Below are 20,119 nucleotides of genomic sequence, written 5' to 3' on the forward strand. Positions count from 1 at the left end.
GATGGCCGATCTCTTTTCCGCCAGTGACGATCCGGCCGCCGACAGGAACCGCCCCTTGGCGGACCGGCTGCGTCCGCGATCGTTGAAGGAGGTCACCGGGCAGGATCATCTGACCGGGCCGGAAGGTGCGCTGACCCGCATGATCGACTCCGGCTCGCTCGGCTCCATGATCTTCTGGGGCCCCCCGGGTACGGGCAAGACCACGGTCGCGCGCCTGCTGGCGAACGAGACCAATCTGGCCTTCGAACAGATTTCCGCGATCTTTTCCGGTGTCGCCGACCTGAAAAAGGTCTTCGAGATGGCGCGCTCGCGTCGCATGTCCGGGCGGCAGACCCTGCTTTTCGTCGACGAGATCCACCGTTTCAATCGGGCCCAGCAGGATTCCTTTCTTCCCGTGATGGAGGATGGAACGATCATCCTCGTCGGCGCGACCACAGAAAACCCCTCATTCGAACTCAACGCCGCCCTCCTGTCGCGGGCGCGCGTGCTTGTGTTTCATCCGCATGATGCGCAGAGCCTCGTCGCCTTGCTCGAGCGCGCCGAGCAGCATGAAGGCAAGGCACTGCCGCTCGACGAGGAAGCGCGCGCCAGTCTCGTTCGCATGGCCGATGGCGATGGCCGCGCCATCCTGACGCTGGCCGAGGAGGTTTGGCGGGCGGCACGCCGCGACGAGATATTCGATGCGCGGCAGCTGCAGGAAGTCGTGCAGCGGCGCGCGCCAGTCTATGACAAGAGCCAGGACGGCCACTACAATCTCATATCGGCGCTGCACAAGGCCGTGCGCGGCTCCGATCCCGATGCTGCGCTCTATTATCTCTGCCGCATGTTCGATGCGGGCGAAGACCCGCTTTATCTCGGACGGCGGCTGGTGCGCATGGCCAGCGAGGACATTGGGCTTGCCGATCCGCAGGCGCTGGTGATCTGCAACGCCGCCAAGGATGCCTATGATTATCTCGGCTCGCCCGAAGGCGAGCTGGCACTGGCGGAGGCATGCGTCTATCTCGCGACCGCACCGAAATCCAATGCGGTCTATACCGCCTACAAGGCCGCGATGCAGGCTGCGAAGCAGCATGGCTCGCTCGTGCCGCCGAAGCACATTCTCAATGCGCCGACCAAATTGATGAAGGGCGAGGGCTATGGTCAGGGCTACGCCTATGATCATGACGAGCCCGATGCCTTTTCGGGGCAGGACTATTTCCCTGAAGCGCTGGGCCGGCAGACTTTCTACGAACCGCCGGACCGCGGCTTCGAGCGGGAGATACGCAAGCGCCTCGATTATTGGAACAAGCTCCGGCAGGAACGCAGCCGATAGAGCTTCAGGCGCGGCGTCATGCGGCATTTCAATACTTTACCTCGGCGCGAACACGTTTTATGAGTCCGCGCGCTGGAACGGTCCAGCGCAGGTAACACCACCCGCAATCGTTGGCGGGACTGGATAGGAGCAGATCATGTCTCAAGCAGTTGCAAAAACTGTCTCAATGCAATTCCCCGATGGCTCGAAGCGCGAATACGACGCTGCCATGACCGGCGCGGAACTTGCCGAATCGATCTCGAAATCGCTGGCCAAGAAAGCTGTCGCCTATGTGGTCGATGGCACCGTGCGCGACCTTTCGGACCCGCTCGGCGCGTCCGGCGCGGTCGAGATCTTGACCCGCGAGGACCCGCGCGCGCTGGAACTGATCCGGCATGATTGCGCCCACGTCCTGGCGGAGGCCGTGCAGGAGCTGTTTCCCGGCACACAGGTGACGATCGGGCCGGTCATCGAGAACGGTTTCTATTATGATTTCGCCCGCAACGAGCCGTTCACGCTCGACGATCTGGCGCTGATCGAAAAGAAGATGCGCGAAATCATCGCCCGCAACAAACCCTTCACCAAGGAAATCTGGTCGCGCGAGAAGGCCCGCAAGGTTTTCGCCGAGAAGGGCGAGATCTACAAGGTCGAGCTGGTCGATGCGATCCCCGAAGGGCAGGACCTGAAGATCTACGCGCAGGGCGACTGGTACGACCTGTGCCGCGGCCCGCATATGGCTTCGACGGGCCAGATCGGCAATTCCTTCAAGCTGATGAAGGTTGCCGGCGCCTATTGGCGGGGTGACAGCAACAATCCGATGCTGAGCCGCATCTATGGCACCGCCTTTGCCAATGATAACGACCTGAAAGCCTATCTCCATATGCTGGAGGAGGCCGAGAAGCGCGATCACCGGCGGCTCGGCCGCGAGATGGACCTGTTCCATTTCCAGGAAGAGGGCCCCGGCGTCGTGTTCTGGCATGCCAAGGGCTGGCGGATGTTCCAGAACCTGGTGAGCTATATGCGCCGCCGCCTGGATGGCCACGGCTATAGCGAAGTCAATGCGCCGCAGGTGCTGGACAAGTCGCTCTGGGAGACGTCGGGCCATTGGAGCTGGTACCGGGACAACATGTTCAAGGTCACGGTGGCGGGCGACGATACGGATGACGACCGCGTATTCGCGCTGAAGCCGATGAATTGCCCGGGCCATGTGCAGATTTTCAAGCACGGCCTCAAATCCTACCGCGACCTGCCGGTACGGCTCGCCGAGTTCGGCAATGTCCATCGCTACGAGCCTTCGGGCGCGCTGCATGGACTGATGCGCGTTCGCGGCTTCACGCAGGACGATGCCCACGTATTCTGCACCGACGAGCAGATGACGGCGGAGTGCCTGCGGATCAACGATCTGATCCTCTCGGTCTATCGCGATTTCGGCTTCGAAGAAGTCACGATCAAGCTTTCCACGCGGCCGGAAAAGCGCGTCGGGTCGGACGAGCTCTGGGACCGCGCCGAAAGCGTCATGATGGGCGTGCTGGACCAGATCCAGCGCCAGTCGAACGACATCAAGACCGGCATATTGCCGGGCGAGGGCGCGTTCTACGGGCCGAAGTTCGAATATACGCTGAAGGACGCCATCGGCCGCGAGTGGCAATGCGGAACGACGCAGGTGGATTTCAACCTGCCGGAGCGTTTCGGCGCGTTCTATATCGACTCCACCTCGGAGAAGAAGCAGCCGGTGATGATCCATCGCGCCATTTGCGGCTCGATGGAGCGGTTCCTCGGCATCCTCATCGAGAACTTCTCGGGCCACATGCCGCTCTGGTTCGCGCCGGTGCAGGTCGTCGTCGCCACCATAACGACCGAGGCGGACGATTATGGCCGTCAGGTCGCAAAGCGGCTGAAGGCTGCCGGCCTGCAGGTGATCACCGATTTCCGCAACGAGAAGATCAACTACAAGGTGCGCGAGCATTCATTGCAGAAGGTCCCGGTCATTCTCGTCTGCGGCATGCGCGAGGCCGAGGAGCAGTCGGTGAACATTCGCCGGCTGGGCTCGCAGGCCCAGACGTCGCTGTCGCTCGACGAAGCCATCCGGCAACTGGTTGCCGAAGCGACCCCCCCGGATCTTGCCCGCATCGCGGCAGGTATGGACGAATAGGCGGTTTCATCAAACTGTCATGCGGATGCGCGAAAATCGCGCATCCAATCTGCCGGGGATCATCGTGCAATTCTCAGAACTCTCCTATGCCAACGAGACGCAGCATCGGTTGACGCAGTGGTTCATCCGCTCGATCGAAACCATCTCCGGGCGCAATCATTTCGTCGAACTATACGAGATCTGGCGCAGGGAGATCGTGCCCGCGGGCCGCAACGTGTTCCGCGACATGCTCGAGCTGATCGACATCCGTCTCGAAGGCCCGGACCAGTGGCCGCCTGCAGATCTGCCGCGCGATCCCATCGTGATGATCGCAAACCATCCTTTCGGCATTGGCGACGGCATTGCGGCGCTGGCCCTCGCGGAACAGCTCGGCCGCCCGTTCCGCGTGCTGATCCACAATGACCTCTTGCGCGTGCCGGAAATCCGCCCCTACGCCTTGCCGATCTGTTTCGACGAGACGAAGGAAGCGCTGGCAATGAACATGGCCACCCGCCACGAGGCGGCGCGCCTGCTGAAGGAGGGCGTGACCATCGTCATCTTCCCCGCGGGCGGCGTGGCGACGGCAAGGAAGGGTTTCGGCAAGGCGCAGGACCTGCCGTGGAAGATGTTTCCGGCAAAGCTCATCCGCCAGGCGCAGGCCTCGGTCATCCCGGTCTATTTCCACGGGCAGAATGGCTGGCTCTTCCACCTCGTGAGCAAGTTTTCCATGACATTGCGCCTGTCGCTGCTCATCCGTGAATTCCGCCGGCTCTCGGGCAAGGCGATCAGGGTGCAGATCGGCGAAATTTTGCCCTGGGACGAGCTTGAGAAAATCCGCGACCGGCAGGCCTTGCTCCAGCATCTTCACGATGCGGTATTCGCGCTCGGCTCCAGGCGCTGACGGCCTGTAGCTGGATCAATCCAGCGGTTCTTCGCCTTCGGCCGGACGATTGGCGCTGGCCGTCGTGCCGCCGCCTTCGGCGGCGATGACCTCGACATCCTGATTGCGGCCCGCAGCGACCTTGTAGTCGCGCTGGTAGATGCGGTCCTTGTTCTTGGCGACGATCACATAATCGCCCTCCGCGAGCACCATCGAGGCGAAGGCGCCGACGCTTTCGCGCACGATGTCGCCGGATGTCGTCAGCACCGACCATGCGGTGTCGGCCAGGGCCTCGCCGCCGGCTTCCCGGACGAGCTTCAGCGTGAGGAGGGCGGCCCGGTGTTCGACGGTCGCCTCGGTGATCTTGCCCGCCTCGACGCGGATGTCGGACCGGATGACGGCATTGGCGGTGCCGTAATTCGAGACGATCTGGTAGGTGCCGGTGTTCAGCCGCACGACGGTGTCGGGCTTCACCGCCGGGATGATCAGCGCGCGCTCGCCACTCGCATCTTCATGATCCTCATAGATGGAGAATCGCAGGCGCTCCGGCGGTATGCGGCCGCCACCCGACAATACGGCGTTCAGCTTGATGCCGCCGGCGTCGAGAATCATCGTTTCGCTGCGCTTGGCGCGCGTCATGGAGATCCGTTTTGTCGCTCCGGCGCGGCCGAAGGCAACGTGGATGAGGTAGCTTCCCGGCGCAAGCTCGAACGAGGTCGAGCCGCCCTTGGCGGTCGCCAGCAGCGCCAGCTTGCCGTCGGCGCCGGGCTCGGGCGAAAAGACGCGCCAGACCAGTCCGCGGCCGATCGAATCGCCGTCCTCGGTCAGTTTCGCCGATAGCGTGAGATTGGACGTGTTCTGGCTCGCCAGCGGATTATTGGCCGGCGCTGCCGGATCGGCATATTCGTTGAGCTGCGGAATGCTCGGCAGGTTGCCGAGCGGTTCGGTTGCCGGAAAGTCGGGCGCCAGCTGTTGCGCCGCCACCGGGCCGGCCAACACGCAGACGAAACCCGCCGCCATGGCAGCACGAAAAACCGTGCTGAATTTCCGCATCCTGTTCTGGAACTTCCCCATGTTGTCGTTTGATCCGAAGCCGGTGGCAATTTCAAGGCTTTTTATTGCCAATGGGGTTTACTGCCGTGCTTAACCGGCACATTGTCGCCACCCAATGAGAACAGATTGCAAACCGATATCATGAACATGTCTTCTCCCAACCCCTTCATCGATTTTCTTTCCACGCGCAGTTCGACGCCCATTTCGGCCATTGGCCAGCCGGGCCCCTCCGACGACGAAATCCGGACGATCGTCCGGATTGCATCGCGCGTGCCCGATCATGGCCGGCTCACGCCGTGGCGCTTCATGCTCTACCGGGGCGACGCGCGGGTGGAAGTCGGGAAATATCTGGCGGATCTGGCGGAAGAGCGGGAGGGGCCGCTGACGGAGCAGCGCCGCGAACAGGAGCTGAAACGCTTCGCGCGCGCGCCGCTGGTCATTGGCGTGATCTTCACCCCCGTCGAGCATCACATCCCCGAATGGGAGCAGTTTCTGTCCTCCGGTGCGGCGGCGATGAAGCTCTGCCTTGCCGCCAATGCGCTCGGCTATGCCACCAACTGGATCACCAACTGGTATTCCTCGGACGAGAAAGGCCGCCAATTGCTGGGCCTCGCTCCGCATGAGCGGGTAACGGGCTTCGTCCATATCGGCAGCTGCGGCCAGAAGGTGCCGGAGCGCCCGCGGCCGGAGATCGATGCGATCCTGTCCGAATATGGCGGCCCCTGGAAGGGCTAGGGTTCAGGGCTAGGGTTCAGCCCGCGCGCGCCAGAAGGCGTTCCGCGCGCCGCAGATGCGGCCGGTCGAACATCTTGCCGTCTATGCCGATGACGCCGGCGGAAGGATCGGAGGCAAAGGCCGCCACGATCTTGCGGGCTTCCTCGACCGCCTGCGGCGAGGGCGTGAACATCTCGTTTATGACCGGCACCTGTGCCGGATGAATGGCGAGTTTGGCGGTAAATCCATCCCTCTCGGCATCGGCGCATTCCCGGCGCAGGCCCTGTTCGTCGCGGTAGTCGACAAAGACGGTATCGATGGCGGTCGTCTGCGCGGCAGCCGCGCCAAGGATCGTCAGGGCGCGGGCCAGCCTGAAGACATCCGTGTAGGTACCTGTTTCGTCCCGTGCGCTGCGCGCGCCGATCGCCGCCGAAAGATCTTCCGCGCCCCAGCTCAGGCCTGCGAGCCTTGCCGAGGAGCCGGCATAGGTGGCGGTGGACAAGGTGCCGAGCGCCGTTTCCGTGATGATGGCGATGATTTCAGTGACGCCCTCGTCGATCCCGGCCCGCGCCTCGTGCAAATTGAGCTTGGCGGCCAGCCGGGTCACGTCGCGTCCGCTCTCGGCCTTGGGCAGGAGAATGCCGTCGGGGCCCGCCGCGACCAGCGCCGCGAGGTCGTCATCGGCCAGCCCGCTCTCAAGATCGTTGATGCGCACGAAGAGCCGCTGCGATGCCGGCCTCTCCAGCCCGCGCAGGAAGCTGCCGGCGATCTCGCGCGCCACCGATTTTCGCTCCGGGCTGACGGAATCCTCGAGATCGACAATCAGGACGTCGGCCCCGCTCGCGAGCGATTTCTCGAGTTTCCTTTCAGAATCGCCGGGCACGAACAGCAGCGAGCGCATCAGGCGGCGCTCCGCGACCGCATCATCGCCTGCCGGGTGCATTTGGCGACGAGCACGCCATGCTGGTTGAACGCCCGGTGTTCGAACTCGACAATGCCGCGGTCAGGCTTCGACTTCGATGCGCGCGCCGAGATCACCTGCGTCTCGACCCTCACCGTGTCGCCATGGAACAGCGGCGAGGGGAATGTGACATCGGTCATGCCAAGATTGGCGATGGTGGTGCCGATGGTGGTGTCGTTGACGGAAATTCCGATCATCAGGCCGAGCGTGAACAGCGAATTGACCAGCGGCTGTCCCCATTCGCTCTTGGCGGCAAAATCGAAGTCTATGTGCAGCGGTTGCGGGTTCAGCGTCATGGCGGAAAAGAGCACGTTGTCGCTCTCCGTCACGGTCTTGCGCAACGGGTGCTGGAAGGTCCGGCCAATCTCGAAATCTTCCAAATATAGTCCTGCCATGTTCTGTCCTCCGCCGAATCCGCGAAAGACTAGAGCAAATTTCGTTTTAAAGCAGCTTCTTGTGTTCCGCCGACCATGATGCAACGGCCCGTAGCGTGAACAGACCGCCCGGCGCCGGCATTTTATTACAAAATCGGGCAGCGCTTTGAATAATTCCGTCTGCCGTTTCGCCCGCATCGGCGCGACATTGCTTTTTTGTCCGTTCCGAAACGCTTCGTCGCCGCATGGTGGAGTGAAAACGCCAGTCTTAATAACGTCTTAGCCAGACAAGCCGGCAGCCCGTGTTCACGGATGGCCCGCTTTGCCTGCCCAAACGGTCATTGCCGTTCCGCATGCCATTCATGCTACTATGTGGCGGGAAATGGAAGCGGGAGGTGCCATATGTCGAACGATGCTGTGCCAACAGCGGGCGGGCTTAGCCTGCATGTGCCGGAGCCGGATGTTCGTCCGGGCGGGGTACCCGACTTTTCCAATGTGAAGATCGCCGAGGCCGGCTCCGTGCGCCGACCCGACGTCGATGCAAATCCCGAGGATTTCAGGGATCTGGCCTATTCCATCATCCGCGTGCTGAACCGCGACGGCGAGGCTGTCGGCCCATGGTCCGGGCTGCTCACCGACGAAGAGCTTGTCGCCGGCCTGCGCCATATGATGACCTTGCGCACCTTCGACGCACGCATGCAGATCGCCCAACGCCAGGGCAAGACCTCGTTCTACATGCAGCATCTCGGCGAAGAGGCGGTGAGCTGCGCCTTCCGCAAGGCGCTGCAGCCGGGCGACATGAATTTCCCTACCTACCGGCAGGCAGGGCTGCTCATCGCCAACGATTATCCGATGGTCGAGATGATGTGCCAGATCTACTCCAACGAGCGCGACCCGCTGAAGGGCCGGCAATTGCCCATCATGTATTCGTCCAAGGAGCATGGCTTCTTCTCGATCTCCGGCAATCTGGCGACGCAATATATCCAGGCCGTCGGCTGGGCCATGGCATCGGCGATCAAGAACGACACGAAAATCGCCGCCGCATGGATCGGTGACGGTTCCACCGCTGAATCCGACTTCCACGCGGCGCTGGTCTTTGCTTCGACCTACAAGGCGCCTGTGGTGTTGAATATTGTTAATAATCAATGGGCTATATCGACATTTCAAGGTATTGCACGAGGCGGTTCCGGTACTTTCGCAGCGCGAGGCCTCGGTTTCGGCATTCCGGCACTGCGCGTCGACGGCAATGATTATCTTGCGGTCTTCGCCGTGGCGCAGTGGGCGGTGGAGCGGGCCCGGCGCAATCTTGGCCCGACCCTGATCGAATATGTCACCTACCGCGTCGGCGCGCATTCCACCTCGGACGATCCCTCCGCCTATCGCCCGAAGACGGAATCCGACGCCTGGCCCCTGGGCGATCCCGTCATCCGCCTGAAGAACCACCTCATTGGCCGCGGCGCGTGGTCGGAGGAGCGCCATGTGCAGGCGGAGGCGGAGATACTGGATACGGTCATAGCGGCGCAGAAGGAAGCGGAAAGCTTCGGCACGCTTCATGCCGGCGGCAAGCCCTCGGCGCGTGACATGTTCGAGGGGGTCTACGAGGAAATGCCACCGCATCTCCGTCGTCAACGCCAGCAGGCGGGGGTCTGATACATGGCACGCAAGACGATGATCGAAGCCATCCGCGACGCGATGGATGCAATGATGGAACGCGACGACAATGTGGTCGTCTTCGGTGAGGATGTCGGCTTTTTCGGCGGTGTTTTCCGCTGCACCCACGGGCTGCAGGCGAAATATGGCCGCACCCGCTGCTTTGACGCACCGATCAGCGAGTCGGGCATCGTCGGCGCCGCGATCGGCATGGCGGCCTACGGCCTGCGGCCCTGCGTCGAGATACAATTCGCGGATTACGTCTATCCGGCCTATGACCAGATCGTTTCGGAGGCCGCGCGGCTGCGCTATCGCTCCAATGGCGGCTTCACCTGTCCGATCGTCGTGCGCATGCCGACCGGCGGCGGGATATTCGGCGGCCAGACCCACAGCCAGAGCCCGGAGGCGCTGTTCACGCATGTGTCGGGGCTGAAGGTCGTCGTTCCGTCCAATCCCCATGATGCGAAGGGGCTGCTGATCGCGGCGATCGAAGATCCGGACCCGGTGATCTTCCTGGAGCCCAAGCGCCTCTATAACGGGCCCTTCGACGGCCATCATGATCGGCCCGTCACGCCCTGGTCGAAGCATGATCTCGGCGAGGTGCCGGATGGCCACTACACCGTTCCGCTCGGCAAGGCCATCAGGCGCCGCGAGGGATCGCAGCTGACGATCCTCGCCTATGGCACCATGGTCTATGTCGCCGAGGCGGCAGCGGAGGAGCATGGCATCGATGCCGAGATCATCGACCTGCGGACGCTGTTGCCGCTCGATCTCGACACGATCGTCGAGTCGGTGGCCAAGACCGGGCGCTGCGTCGTCGTCCATGAAGCCACGCTCACATCCGGCTTCGGCGCCGAGCTTGCCGCGCTGGTTCAGGAACATTGTTTCTACAAGCTCGAAGCTCCGGTCGCCCGCGTGGCCGGCTGGGATACGCCCTATCCGCATGCGCAGGAGTGGGACTATTTCCCGGGCCCGACGCGGCTGGGGCGGGCGCTGTTGGAAACGCTGGAAAGCTAGGAGGCAGGTCGATGGGTGAGTATGTCATTAAACTGCCCGATGTCGGCGAAGGCGTCGCCGAGGCCGAGCTGGTGGAATGGAACGTCAAGATCGGCGACCTCATACGCGAAGACATGGTGCTTGCCGCCGTCATGACCGACAAGGCGACGGTCGAGATACCGTCTCCGGTCGATGGCGAGATCATCTGGCTGGGCGGTGAGATCGGCGACGTGATCGCCATCGGATCGCCGCTGGTCCGCCTGAAGGTCGAAGGCGAGGGACATGCCGTCCCCGCCTTGGAGAGGGAGACTGTCGCCAAACCGGCGCCGGAACAGCCGCCCGTGGCTGCCGAGGAAAAACCCGCCGCGCCGAAGCAGCAGCGGGAGCCGGCGACAAGACCGGCAGCAGCACCGAAGGATGTGGCCTCAAGGCCGGGTTTCGCGGCCGGCACCCCGCGCAAGGAGGGCGACAAGCCGCTCGCATCGCCGGCGGTCAGGCAGCGGGCGCGCGAGGCGGGGGTCGATCTGCGCCAGGTGCCGGGCACCGGGCCGGCAGGCCGTATCACGCATGAGGATCTCGAGGCGTTTTTCGCCCATGGGCCGCAGAAGCAAGGCGTTTCCGCCCTTTCGCCCAACAATCAGGTGCAGGAAATCAAGGTCGTCGGGCTGCGCCGCAAGATCGCCGAGAAGATGGCGCTCTCCAAGTCGCGCATACCTCACATCACCTATGTCGAAGAGGTTGACGTGACCTCGCTCGAGGAGCTGCGCAGCAGGCTCAATGCCAGCAAGCGCGCCGATCAGCCGAAACTGACGCTGCTGCCCTTCCTGATGCGCGCCATGGTCAAGGCCATCGCGGAGCAGCCGCAGCTCAACTCGGTCTATGATGACGAAGCCAACATCATCCATCAGCATGGCGGCGTGCATATCGGCATCGCCGCCCAGACCGGGAACGGCCTTGTCGTTCCGGTCGTCAAGCATGCCGAAGCGCGGACGCTGTGGGATTGTGCCGCGGAGGTCAATCTCCTGGCCGAGGCGGCGAAGACGGGTACAGCGACGCGCGAACAGCTGACGGGCTCGACCATCACCATCACCTCGCTCGGCAGCATGGGCGGTGTCGTGACGACGCCGGTGATCAATCATCCCGAGGTCGCCATCATCGGCGTGAACAAGATCATGATGCGTCCGGTCTGGGATGGCACCAATTTCATCCCGCGCAAGATGATGAACCTGTCGTCGAGCTTCGACCATCGTGTCATCGATGGCTGGGATGCCGCGGTCTTCATCCAGCGCATCAAGACGCTGCTCGAAACGCCTGCCATGATTTTTGTCGAGGGTTGAAAACGATGAAGGATATCTCGTGCAAGCTCCTGGTGATCGGCGCCGGCCCCGGCGGCTATGTCTGCGCGATCCGCGCCGGGCAGCTCAATGTCGATACGGTGATCGTCGAAGCCGGAAGGGTGGGCGGCACATGCCTGATGGTGGGCTGCATCCCCTCCAAGGCGCTCATCCATGCAGCCGACGAATTTGCCAAAGTAGCGCGATTTGCGGCGGGAAAGACGCCGCTCGGCATTGGGGTTGCGCAACATTCGCTCGATTTTACGCAGACGATCGCCTGGAAGGATGGGATCGTCAGCCGCTTGAACAATGGCGTCGCGGGCCTCCTCAAGAAGGCGAATGTCAAGATCGTAACCGGCCGGGCACGGTTTCGCGACGGCAAGACCGTGGAGGTCGAGACGCTGACCGGCCTGCAGATCATCCGCGCCGAGAATATCGTCATTGCCACGGGTTCGGCGCCCGTCGAGGTGCCGTCGCTGCCCTTTGGCGGCAATGTCATATCTTCGACCGAGGCGCTGTCGCTGGAAAGCGTGCCGGAAAGGCTGGCCGTGGTTGGCGGCGGCTATATCGGGCTCGAGCTTGGCACGGCCTATGCGAAGCTCGGTTCGAACGTCACGGTGATCGAGGCGATGGACAGGATATTGCCGCAATATGATGCGGAGCTGACCCGCCCGATCGTCAAGCATCTCAATGGCTTGGGCGTGAAACTTGTCACGGGGGCCAAGGCAAGGGGCGTCAAGGGCGATGTCTTGCTGATCGAGACTGCCGATGGCAAGGATCAGAGAATAGCTGCCGACAAGATCCTCGTAACCGTTGGCCGCAAGCCGGTGACGACGGGCTGGGGTTTGGAGGAGATCGATCTCGACATGGACGGCCGCTTCGTGCGGATCGACGAGAAATGCCGCACCTCGATGCGCGGCGTCCATGCCATCGGCGACGTCACGGGCGAACCGATGCTGGCGCATCGGGCCATGGCGCAGGGCGAAATGGTTGCCGAGATCGTCGCCGGGCAGAACAGGGCATGGGACAGGCGCGCCATCGCCGCCGTATGCTTCACCGATCCCGAAATCGTCGCGGTCGGCTTGTCGCCGGACGAAGCGAAGAAGGCCGGTCATGAGATCAAGGTCGGGCTGTTCCCCTTCGCGGCCAATGGCAGGGCAATGACGCAGGAGGGCGAGGATGGTTTCGTCCGCGTCGTCGCGCTGGCCAGCAACCATCTGATCCTTGGCATCCAGGCGGTCGGAAGCGGCGTATCGGAGCTTTCGGCGAGTTTTGCGCTGGCACTGGAAATGGGCGCGCGGCTGGAAGATATCGCCGGCACCATTCATGCGCATCCGACGCAGAGCGAAGGCTTCCCCGAGGCTGCATTGAAGGCGCTGGGCCACGCGATCCATATCTGACCCCGCGTGGCTGGGCCATGCAAATCGTATCAACCGTGTGGCGCTAAGCCACGCAACCGCGCGGGTGGGCCACGCAGGGATGGTTCAGGCAACTCTGATGGAGTGACGCTTACTCGGCGGCTTGCGAGATCGCCGGCAGGCCGAGCCAGGCCCGGCAATCGCTGAGCGCCCGCGCGCTCATCGCCTGCTTCTTGGCGTTCGACTTTTCCTTGCCGCGCAGCCGTTTGCCTTCCTGCTTCGGTGCCTCGATCGGCGGGAACAGGCCGAAATTGACATTCATCGGCTGGAAAGAGCGCTTGCCCGGTTCTTCGTCGCTGACGATATGCCCGCCGGTGATGTGGCCGAGCAGCGCGCCGAAGGCGGTCGTCACCGGGGGCGGCGTCGCCGATCCGCCCAGACGCTCGGCCGCGGCAAACCGGCCCGCGAGCAGGCCGATGGCGGCGGATTCGACATAGCCTTCGCAGCCGGTGATCTGGCCGGCAAAGCGCAATCCGGGCCGGGATCTGAGCTGCAGGGTCGGGTCGAGCAGGATGGGCGAATTGAGGTATGTATTGCGATGCAATCCGCCGAGACGGGCGAATTCGGCGTTCTGGAGCCCCGGAATGAGACGGAATATCTCCGTTTGCGCTCCATATTTCAGCTTCGTCTGGAACCCGACCATATTATAGAGCGTGCCGAGGGCATTGTCCTGGCGCAGCTGCACGACCGCATAGGGCTTGACCGTCGGATTGTGCGCATTGGTGAGGCCCATCGGCTTCATTGGTCCGTGACGCAGCGTCTCCGGTCCGCGCTCGGCCATCACCTCGACCGGCAGGCAGCCGTCGAAATAGGGCGTTCCTTCCCATTGCTTGAACTCGGTCTTGTCGCCGTCGATCAGAGCCTGGATGAAGGTTTCGTACTGCTCCCTCGTGAGCGGGCAGTTGATATAATCCTTGCCATTGCCGCCGGGCCCGACCTTGTCGTAGCGCGACTGGAACCAGCACACGTCCATATTGATGGAATCGAAATGGACGATGGGCGCGATCGCATCGAAGAAGGCGAGGGCGTCCGTTCCGGTCTGCTCGCCGATAGCCGCGGCAAGCGACGGCGCGGTCAGCGGCCCGGTGGCTATGATCGTCTTGTCCCAGTCTTCCGGCGGCAGGCCGGTCACTTCTTCGCGCATGAGCGTGATGAGCGGGTGCGCTTCGAGCCTGGCGCTGACGGCCTGGGCAAAGCCATCGCGATCGACCGCCAGCGCGCTGCCCGCGGGGACCTGATTGGCATCGGCGGCGGCCATGATCAGCGAATTGGCCAGGCGCATTTCCGCATGCAATACGCCGACGGCATTGGTCTGGGCGTCGTCAGAACGGAACGAATTGGAACAGACGAGTTCCGCCAGATGATCGGTCTTGTGCGCATCCGTGCCGCGGACGGGCCGCATTTCATGGAGGATGACCGGCACGCCCGCTTCAGCGAGTTGCCATGATGCTTCGGAACCGGCAAGGCCGCCGCCGACGATATGAACTGGTTTGATGGACATGCCTTCCCATAGCTCTTTTGCCGCGCCGCTTCAACGGCAAGCCCGGCATGCAAGCGGAAATATATGGAGCGGGGAAGATTCGGGCGCGAGGGGCGCGCTGTGGCGATGGGAAGCTACCTCCAGAAACAACAACACCCACCGCGGGAGGAGGTGCGGTGGGTGTCGTTAAGTAAAGACCGGCTGGGAGGAGGAGTGCCGGGCTTTGATCGCAGGAGGCTTTGGGAGGAGGAGAAGCCTCAGCGATATTCCTTGCCGCTATTAGCGGATTGCGGACTTCTTCGCTACGAACGGGATGTCCGAACGGGCAATGCCCAGGTCGCTCAGTTCGCGGATCGAAAGGCGGTTCAGTTCGGTTACCGTCTCGCGGTAACGGCGCCAGTTGCTGTAGGAACGGATAAGGTTCATGTCATTCACCACTTCGGTTGTTGTCTCGTTGATCACTCTTGATCGTTGAGCTGAAGATAGTCGAAGCGGCCTCGAACTTGCAGAGACAAGTTTGCATTTCAGCTATGCAATTGTTGCATTGCGTCATAATGGGCGCAGAATGCTGCGCTGCACAAAAATACCCGAGATTGCCTTTTCAGCCGCAGTCGAGTTAGCTGCTTGCATTGGAGACTCAGTCATTGGCGGTATCTTTCGGAATCAATAGGCACATCTCCCGTTGGGAATCGAAAGGCATAATCGACTCCGATACGGCGGCGCGCCTGCGCAGCGATGTGGAGACCAGCCGTTCCGGCTTCGGTCTCGGCGGCATCCTTGCGGTGCTGGGAGCCGTATTGCTCGGCGCCGCCATCCTCTCGTTGATTGCCGCCAATTGGGAAGTGATGCCGAGGCTGGTGCGCCTCGTCCTGATCGTCGCGGTCATCTGGGCGGGCTATCTCGGCGGCGCATGGCGCGTCAGCCGCGGCGAGCGCATGCTGGGCGAAGCCTTCTACCTTATCGCCGCCATCACCTTCGGTGCCGGCATCGCGCTGGTCGGCCAGATGTATCACCTCGCCGGTGAACCCGCCGAAGCGGTGCTGCTGTGGGTCGCGGGCGTCATGATCGCCGCGCTGCTCCTGCGCTCCGAGATACTTGCTTCGGGAAGCGTGGTGCTGACCGGCCTGTTCCTGTTTCTCGCCCTCGATGATGGCGGCCGCTTCGGCTATTCGTGGCTGCTGCCAATTCTCCTGCTCCTTTGCGCCGGCCTTGCCTGGTACACGGGCGCGAGGGCTGCGCGGCACCTGATCGCCATCCTCGCCATCGTCTATGTGTTCGTGCTGCGCATCGATCTCGACGAGGCGGCGATATTCTGGCCGGCGGCCCTTGTGGGCGGCGGATTGTTCCTCGTCGATGCCTTGCGCCATCCCCTGCTGGAGCGTTGGAGCGGCTGGTCCAAGGCCGTCGGAGCCTATGGCTTCTCCACGCTGCTATTGGTCCTGATCTTCCTGCAGTTCGACGAGTTCGAGGGCACGGTGCGCGGCGAGGTGATGGCCGGCTTCCTTATCCTCGCCTGCTCGGTCGCCGGGCTGTCGCTGTCCGGCTACCGGAATCCGGCCGTGCGCTGGATCGCCTATTCGGTCTTCTCGTTCGAAGTCATCTATCTCGCCTTCAAGACCATCGGCACCATGATCGGAACCGCCGGCTTCTTCCTCAGTGCCGGCGTTCTCGTGCTGCTTCTCGCCGTATTCGTCATGCGGATGGAACGGCGGCTCAAGCAAAGGGCGCAACTGACGGAGGCCACGCCATGAAGGGCAAGCGCCGCATCCTGTGGCTGGCCGCTGCCGTGGCGCTGCTTCAATCCGGCGTCCTGTTCGCCATGGTCGAACAGCGCGCCTCGGCACTGCGCAGCGCCACCGACATCACCCTCCTGACCCATCCGGTCGATCCGCGTGATCTGCTGCGCGGCGAATATGTTGCGCTTGGCTATGATATTTCGGCCATCCCCACCAGCTCCATCGAAGGAACGGCGCCGAAGAACGGGCCGGCCGATGTTTTCGTCACGCTGCGCCCCGACGCATCGGGCAAATGGGCCTTCGCCAGGGCTTCGTGGCAGCGGCCGAGCGAAAGCCCCGACGGCGAGATCACCTTGCGCGGCAGGATAGGTGCATTGCGCGACCTGACGATGTTCACAACGGTGCCCGTCACCTATGGCATCGAGCGCTATTATGTGGCGGAAGGGCAAGGACGGGTACTCGAAGACCTGCAGCGCAAGCAGCAGATCGAGGCGGTCGTTGCGGTATCCCCCGACGGCGAAGCGCAAGTCCGGGCGCTCAGGGATGGCGACAAGGTGCTGGACGAGCAGCCTTCATACTGACTGCCATAGTGACCGACACACTGACTGTCAGGGTGGACGCGAATTGCGCGGCCGCGCCGTCCGGCTTTTTCCTTTGACGCTGCGAGATGGGATGCTATAGAGGCCGCGCCCGAGGCGAGAGCCAGGGCCATGCGGATATGGCGAAATTGGTAGACGCACCAGATTTAGGTTCTGGCGGGAGACCGTGGGGGTTCGAGTCCCTCTATCCGCACCATTCATTCCTGAACACTTCTCCCTAAGTGCTTGAATTGGCGGGCTCAGCGCCAGTTCGCGGCCAGCTGCAGCCATGGCCCGGAATGGAAGACAGCCATCAGCAGGTACATCAGCGTCATTCCGCTGATCGGCGAAGCGGCGGTGGTGCAGATCATGTCCGCACCGCCCTCCGCCGACGACAGCAGCGCCATGGACGCGAATGTCGGCGTCGCGGCAAGGGCCAGCCAGCGCGTTGCCGCCTGTACCGTCATTGCCGATGAAGACGGGGCCGATGACGACGAGGCCGATGAGGACGAGGCATTACTTGCGGGGTTCGATGGCTTGGCCATGGTCTTCCACTCCGTGCTGATCGCTGGAACGAGTGTCCATCGCCGCGCTGCTGCGCGCCGAGACGTTCATCAGACCCGATCCGCGCGGCGCGCTTCGAACGCCTTCCGCCCGATCCGGGTGACAATTGCACACTTGCTGCGCGCTCTTTAGACTATTGTCCATGAAGTTCTCCTCGGCGTTGTTCGATCGCCCGGCGCCGTGCGCTTGCCGGTCATCAGGCAGGATAGAACCGGATGCCGGAACCGGGAGAGTGACAAGTGTGACGGGATTTGCATGGATTCCTTGATTACTGCCGCCGCCCGGGCCCTTGCGGCGGGCGATGCGCTGGGCGCGTTGAAGCGGGTCGCCTTGCGCGAGGATGCGCCGGCGCTGGCCTTGCGCGGCATTGCCATGGCGCAACTCGGCGATCTCGTCCGCGCCAAGTCGCTTCTGCGCCGCGCCGCTGCCGCGTTCGGCCCGAGGGAAGCGGTGGCGCGCAGCCGCTGCGTCGTCGCCGAAGCGGAAATAGCGCTGGTGTCGCGCGATCTCGGCTGGCCGGTGAAGAAGCTCGAACAGGCCCGCCTGACGCTGGAGCGCCGGGGCGACCGGATCAACGCGGCCCATGCGCGACATCTCGAGGTGCGCCGCCTGCTGCTGATCGGCGCGCTCGACGAGGCGCAGCGCCGGTTGGGCGAACTCGACCCGGCAGACCTGCCGCCGGCCTCGCGGGCTGCCTATGATCTCGTTCTGGCCGGCATTGCCATTCGTCGTCTCAGGACAAGACAGGCGCGCGAGGCGCTGGCCCGTGCCGTCGAGGCAGCCCGCGAGGCCGACATTCCGGCGCTTTCGGCCGAGGTGGAAGAGGTCGGCCTGGTGCTGCGTCGGCCGGCGGCCCGCCTGATCCAGGGCGATGGGCAGCGTCCGCTTCTGCTCGACGAGGTCGAGACGCTGTTCTCGTCGGACCTGCTCGTCGTCGATGCCTGCCGCAATGCGGTGCGCAGGCAGGATGAGGTCGTATCGCTGGCGACGCGGCCGGTGCTGTTCGCGCTTGTGCGTGCGCTGGCGGAGGCCTGGCCCGGCGATGTCTCGCGCGAGCAATTGCTGATATCGGCGTTCGGCGCGAGACATGCGGACGAGTCGCATCGGGCCCGGCTGCGGGTGGAGATTGGCCGGCTGCGCGCCGAATTGCGGCCGCTTGCCGACATTGGGGCTACCGGGCGCGGCTTTGCGCTGAAGCCCAGGCACGATGGCGGCGTTGCCGTGCTTGCGCCGCCTGTCGACGAGAAACATGCGGCCTTGCTCGCGCTGCTTGCCGATGGCGAGGCCTGGGCGAGTTCCGCGCTGTCGATTGCGCTCGGCGCCAGTGCCCGCACGGTGCAGCGCGGGCTCGAACAGCTTGCGGCGGCCGGAAAGGTGCAGGCGCTGGGCAAGGGCAGGGCGCGGCGCTGGACGGTGCCTGTGATTGCCGGTTTCCCGACGGTGTTGTTACTCCCGGGTCCATTGCCGAGCGACTAGATTGCCGGGGAACCGAACATCGAACAGCAGGAGTCGAGCCATGAAGACGAGCACCGCCGAGATCATCCGCGAATATGGACCATTTCCCGATGTCGAACAGGTCCACGGCCTGACCTATGATGGCAGCCAGGTCTGGTTCGCATCAGGCGACAGGATCAATGCCATGGACCCCGAGGACGGTGCGATCACCCGTTCGATCGACGCGGCCGCCCATGCCGGGACGGCGTTCGACGGCCGCCATATCTTCCAGATCGCCGAGACTGTCATCCAGAAGATCGACCCGAAGAACGGCGCCGTGGTGGCGACGATACCCGCGCCCGGCAATGGCGGCGATTCCGGCCTCGCCTGGGCCGAGGGCTCGCTCTGGGTCGGGCAGCACCGGGGCCGCAGGATCCATCAGGTCGATCCTGAAACGGGCAAGGTCCTGCGCACCATCGAATCCAGGCGCGTGGTCACCGGCGTCACCTGGGTCGATGGCGAGCTCTGGCACGGGACGTGGGAGGGCGACGAGAGCGATGTCAGGCGGATCAATGTCGCGACCGGCGAGGTCCTCGAGGTCATCGAAATGCCTGCCGGTTGCGGCGTGTCCGGGCTTGAGTCGGACGGCAAGGACCGCTTCTTCTGCGGTGGCGGCGGAAGCGGCACGATCCGCGCGGTGAAGAAGCCTCGGCGCGATTAGCCCTTGCGGTATCGCCGGCGCACCGGCAATTGCCGACAATTTATTGTGGCAGTCCCGGCCTATTGGAGTTATTTTTCCTCCCATGGAATATCTTCATGGGAGGAAGTTCTATGTCATCATGGAAAATCGGTCTTTCTGTACTCGTCCTGATCGGCGGACTGTTTGCCATGGCTGCACCGGCCGGAGCGTCGCCCGCAGCGCCGGCTCGCAGCAATTCGATCGAACTGTCGCAGGTGCTGGAGCAGGTCGGCTGGCGGTGCGGGCGTGGCTGGCACGTCAATCGCTGGGGACGGTGCGTGCCAAATCGCCGGATCGCGCGCTGCGGCCCGGGTCGCCGGCTCAATCGCTTTGGTGAATGCGTGCGTATCCGCCCGGCCTACAGGGCGTGCCCGCGCGGCTTCCATCTTTCACGCCGGGGCTATTGCGTGCGCAACTGGTAGGCGGACAGTGGACGAACCATTATCGTCCGCCATGTGACGAGCCGTCATAGACTGGCGGCTCGTAGGTCCTCGGGTCCGGTGGCCGGAAATTGGGATCGCTCACGCAGCCGGCCAGTGGTATCGAGATTGCGACAGTCAGGAAAACCAGAAAGAGTCTCGGCATCGGCGTTCCGTTCAGGGTTTGCCATCCATCGGCGGATCACGATGGCGCGTCGATGGACGGGATGATCTGGCGGCTCGAATTGGGTCCCGCATCGTCTCTGGAGTGCATCGCCACCAGCCCAAGCAAGCCGAACAAGACTATAAGGACGCCGATAACGGCGCATTGGTGCTTCATATTGCTCTCCGTTCGTTGCGACCGGAG

At 63.3% G+C, this 20,119-nt stretch carries 20 protein-coding genes and 1 tRNA gene; 15 read left to right on the forward strand and 6 right to left on the reverse strand.

The features are described from left to right. Nucleotide 1 precedes the first annotated feature (1 nt). The 3 genes from OSJ75_RS14210 to OSJ75_RS14220 all read left to right on the forward strand — a co-directional run bounded on the left by OSJ75_RS14210 (nucleotide 2) and on the right by OSJ75_RS14220 (nucleotide 4,323). The gene (locus OSJ75_RS14210) at nucleotides 2–1,312 is read left to right on the forward strand and encodes a replication-associated recombination protein A (RefSeq protein ID WP_267228505.1); all 1,311 of its coding nucleotides are present in this window, start codon (nucleotides 2–4) and stop codon (nucleotides 1,310–1,312) included. A gap of 136 nt (nucleotides 1,313–1,448) precedes the next feature. Then, nucleotides 1,449–3,443: a threonine--tRNA ligase gene (gene thrS / locus OSJ75_RS14215; RefSeq protein ID WP_267228506.1), complete on the forward strand. Its 1,995-nt coding sequence runs from the start codon at nucleotides 1,449–1,451 to the stop codon at nucleotides 3,441–3,443. 19 nt (nucleotides 3,444–3,462) lie between these two features. After that, on the forward strand, nucleotides 3,463–4,323 hold the full coding sequence (locus OSJ75_RS14220; protein ID WP_267228507.1) for a lysophospholipid acyltransferase family protein: 861 nt from the start codon (nucleotides 3,463–3,465) through the stop codon (nucleotides 4,321–4,323). Nucleotides 4,324–4,338: 15 nt separating this feature from the next. On the opposite strand, the gene OSJ75_RS14225 is transcribed toward OSJ75_RS14220, so the two are convergent. After that, entirely contained in the window at nucleotides 4,339–5,355 is a 1,017-nt protein-coding gene (locus OSJ75_RS14225) for a hypothetical protein (protein ID WP_267228508.1), read from the reverse strand. Nucleotides 5,356–5,502: 147 nt separating this feature from the next. On the opposite strand from OSJ75_RS14225, the gene OSJ75_RS14230 reads away from it, so the two are divergent. Continuing rightward, a complete protein-coding gene (locus tag OSJ75_RS14230) occupies nucleotides 5,503–6,090 on the forward strand; it encodes a nitroreductase (protein ID WP_250018765.1) in 588 nt (195 codons plus the stop codon). 16 nt (nucleotides 6,091–6,106) lie between these two features. Here OSJ75_RS14230 and OSJ75_RS14235 read toward each other — a convergent pair whose 3' ends face one another. Together OSJ75_RS14235 and OSJ75_RS14240 are read right to left on the reverse strand one after the other, a co-directional pair. After that, nucleotides 6,107–6,970 carry an HpcH/HpaI aldolase/citrate lyase family protein gene (locus OSJ75_RS14235; RefSeq protein ID WP_267228509.1) on the reverse strand — a complete coding sequence of 288 codons (864 nt, stop codon included), beginning with the start codon at nucleotides 6,968–6,970 and terminating at the stop codon, nucleotides 6,107–6,109. After that, complete coding sequence (locus OSJ75_RS14240) at nucleotides 6,970–7,425, reverse strand: MaoC family dehydratase (RefSeq protein ID WP_267228510.1); 456 nt, start codon at nucleotides 7,423–7,425, stop codon at nucleotides 6,970–6,972. The genes OSJ75_RS14235 and OSJ75_RS14240 overlap by 1 nt, the downstream gene beginning before the upstream one ends. A 396-nt stretch (nucleotides 7,426–7,821) precedes the next feature. Between OSJ75_RS14240 and OSJ75_RS14245 the strand changes: the two genes are divergently transcribed. From OSJ75_RS14245 to lpdA, 4 genes are read left to right on the forward strand one after another with little or no spacing between them, the layout of a single operon-like run. Next, nucleotides 7,822–9,054 (forward strand): 3-methyl-2-oxobutanoate dehydrogenase (2-methylpropanoyl-transferring) subunit alpha, encoded by a 1,233-nt coding sequence (locus OSJ75_RS14245; protein WP_267228610.1) that lies wholly within the window; start codon nucleotides 7,822–7,824, stop codon nucleotides 9,052–9,054. Between the two features lie 3 nt (nucleotides 9,055–9,057). Next, nucleotides 9,058–10,071 (forward strand): alpha-ketoacid dehydrogenase subunit beta, encoded by a 1,014-nt coding sequence (locus tag OSJ75_RS14250; protein ID WP_267228511.1) that lies wholly within the window; start codon nucleotides 9,058–9,060, stop codon nucleotides 10,069–10,071. Nucleotides 10,072–10,082: 11 nt separating this feature from the next. Next, entirely contained in the window at nucleotides 10,083–11,387 is a 1,305-nt protein-coding gene (locus OSJ75_RS14255) for a dihydrolipoamide acetyltransferase family protein (protein WP_267228512.1), read from the forward strand. 5 nt (nucleotides 11,388–11,392) lie between these two features. Further along, nucleotides 11,393–12,784: a dihydrolipoyl dehydrogenase gene (lpdA, locus tag OSJ75_RS14260; RefSeq protein ID WP_267228513.1), complete on the forward strand. Its 1,392-nt coding sequence runs from the start codon at nucleotides 11,393–11,395 to the stop codon at nucleotides 12,782–12,784. A 109-nt stretch (nucleotides 12,785–12,893) separates the two neighbouring features. Here the strand turns inward: lpdA and trmFO are convergent, their stop codons facing one another. Together trmFO and OSJ75_RS14270 are read right to left on the reverse strand one after the other, a co-directional pair. After that, entirely contained in the window at nucleotides 12,894–14,303 is a 1,410-nt protein-coding gene (gene trmFO / locus OSJ75_RS14265) for a methylenetetrahydrofolate--tRNA-(uracil(54)-C(5))-methyltransferase (FADH(2)-oxidizing) TrmFO (RefSeq protein WP_267228514.1), read from the reverse strand. A gap of 258 nt (nucleotides 14,304–14,561) precedes the next feature. Continuing rightward, entirely contained in the window at nucleotides 14,562–14,708 is a 147-nt protein-coding gene (locus tag OSJ75_RS14270; protein ID WP_250018606.1) for a DUF1127 domain-containing protein, read from the reverse strand. Between the two features lie 218 nt (nucleotides 14,709–14,926). Here OSJ75_RS14270 and OSJ75_RS14275 point away from each other — a divergent pair, with 218 nt between their 5' ends. From OSJ75_RS14275 to OSJ75_RS14305, 7 genes are all read left to right on the forward strand, one after another. Beyond that, entirely contained in the window at nucleotides 14,927–16,033 is a 1,107-nt protein-coding gene (locus tag OSJ75_RS14275) for a DUF2157 domain-containing protein (RefSeq protein ID WP_267228515.1), read from the forward strand. Next, entirely contained in the window at nucleotides 16,030–16,599 is a 570-nt protein-coding gene (locus OSJ75_RS14280; protein ID WP_250018608.1) for a GDYXXLXY domain-containing protein, read from the forward strand. Before OSJ75_RS14275 ends, OSJ75_RS14280 begins: the two co-directional genes overlap by 4 nt. A 131-nt stretch (nucleotides 16,600–16,730) precedes the next feature. Beyond that, nucleotides 16,731–16,813, forward strand: a tRNA-Leu gene (locus OSJ75_RS14285). Between the two features lie 152 nt (nucleotides 16,814–16,965). Then, the gene (locus OSJ75_RS14290) at nucleotides 16,966–17,292 is read left to right on the forward strand and encodes a hypothetical protein (protein WP_267228516.1); all 327 of its coding nucleotides are present in this window, start codon (nucleotides 16,966–16,968) and stop codon (nucleotides 17,290–17,292) included. Between the two features lie 123 nt (nucleotides 17,293–17,415). Further along, nucleotides 17,416–18,636, forward strand: a complete 1,221-nt coding sequence (locus OSJ75_RS14295) for a helix-turn-helix domain-containing protein (protein WP_267228517.1) — start codon at nucleotides 17,416–17,418, stop codon at nucleotides 18,634–18,636. Nucleotides 18,637–18,676: 40 nt separating this feature from the next. Next, nucleotides 18,677–19,315, forward strand: a complete 639-nt coding sequence (locus tag OSJ75_RS14300) for a glutamine cyclotransferase (protein WP_267228518.1) — start codon at nucleotides 18,677–18,679, stop codon at nucleotides 19,313–19,315. A 110-nt stretch (nucleotides 19,316–19,425) separates the two neighbouring features. Further along, the gene (locus tag OSJ75_RS14305; RefSeq protein ID WP_267228519.1) at nucleotides 19,426–19,755 is read left to right on the forward strand and encodes a GCG_CRPN prefix-to-repeats domain-containing protein; all 330 of its coding nucleotides are present in this window, start codon (nucleotides 19,426–19,428) and stop codon (nucleotides 19,753–19,755) included. Between the two features lie 199 nt (nucleotides 19,756–19,954). Here the strand turns inward: OSJ75_RS14305 and OSJ75_RS14310 are convergent, their stop codons facing one another. Continuing rightward, on the reverse strand, nucleotides 19,955–20,092 hold the full coding sequence (locus tag OSJ75_RS14310; RefSeq protein ID WP_267228520.1) for a hypothetical protein: 138 nt from the start codon (nucleotides 20,090–20,092) through the stop codon (nucleotides 19,955–19,957). Nucleotides 20,093–20,119 lie beyond the last annotated feature (27 nt).

The sequence above is a fragment of the Phyllobacterium sp. 0TCS1.6A genome (assembly GCF_026420825.1).
Lineage (GTDB): Bacteria > Pseudomonadota > Alphaproteobacteria > Rhizobiales > Rhizobiaceae > Phyllobacterium.

Coding starts and splice junctions, on each gene's coding strand:
- lpdA (WP_267228513.1), top strand. CDS start 11,393: ATGAAGGATATCTCGTGCAAGCTCCTGGTGATCGGCGCCGGCCCCGGC.
- OSJ75_RS14270 (WP_250018606.1), bottom strand. CDS start 14,708: ATGAACCTTATCCGTTCCTACAGCAACTGGCGCCGTTACCGCGAGACG.
- OSJ75_RS14295 (WP_267228517.1), top strand. CDS start 17,416: ATGGATTCCTTGATTACTGCCGCCGCCCGGGCCCTTGCGGCGGGCGAT.
- trmFO (WP_267228514.1), bottom strand. CDS start 14,303: ATGTCCATCAAACCAGTTCATATCGTCGGCGGCGGCCTTGCCGGTTCC.
- OSJ75_RS14235 (WP_267228509.1), bottom strand. CDS start 6,970: ATGCGCTCGCTGCTGTTCGTGCCCGGCGATTCTGAAAGGAAACTCGAG.
- OSJ75_RS14300 (WP_267228518.1), top strand. CDS start 18,677: ATGAAGACGAGCACCGCCGAGATCATCCGCGAATATGGACCATTTCCC.
- OSJ75_RS14280 (WP_250018608.1), top strand. CDS start 16,030: ATGAAGGGCAAGCGCCGCATCCTGTGGCTGGCCGCTGCCGTGGCGCTG.
- OSJ75_RS14305 (WP_267228519.1), top strand. CDS start 19,426: ATGTCATCATGGAAAATCGGTCTTTCTGTACTCGTCCTGATCGGCGGA.
- OSJ75_RS14210 (WP_267228505.1), top strand. CDS start 2: ATGGCCGATCTCTTTTCCGCCAGTGACGATCCGGCCGCCGACAGGAAC.
- OSJ75_RS14250 (WP_267228511.1), top strand. CDS start 9,058: ATGGCACGCAAGACGATGATCGAAGCCATCCGCGACGCGATGGATGCA.
- OSJ75_RS14240 (WP_267228510.1), bottom strand. CDS start 7,425: ATGGCAGGACTATATTTGGAAGATTTCGAGATTGGCCGGACCTTCCAG.
- OSJ75_RS14310 (WP_267228520.1), bottom strand. CDS start 20,092: ATGAAGCACCAATGCGCCGTTATCGGCGTCCTTATAGTCTTGTTCGGC.
- OSJ75_RS14220 (WP_267228507.1), top strand. CDS start 3,463: ATGCGGATGCGCGAAAATCGCGCATCCAATCTGCCGGGGATCATCGTG.
- thrS (WP_267228506.1), top strand. CDS start 1,449: ATGTCTCAAGCAGTTGCAAAAACTGTCTCAATGCAATTCCCCGATGGC.
- OSJ75_RS14230 (WP_250018765.1), top strand. CDS start 5,503: ATGTCTTCTCCCAACCCCTTCATCGATTTTCTTTCCACGCGCAGTTCG.
- OSJ75_RS14290 (WP_267228516.1), top strand. CDS start 16,966: ATGTCCGCACCGCCCTCCGCCGACGACAGCAGCGCCATGGACGCGAAT.
- OSJ75_RS14225 (WP_267228508.1), bottom strand. CDS start 5,355: ATGCGGAAATTCAGCACGGTTTTTCGTGCTGCCATGGCGGCGGGTTTC.
- OSJ75_RS14255 (WP_267228512.1), top strand. CDS start 10,083: ATGGGTGAGTATGTCATTAAACTGCCCGATGTCGGCGAAGGCGTCGCC.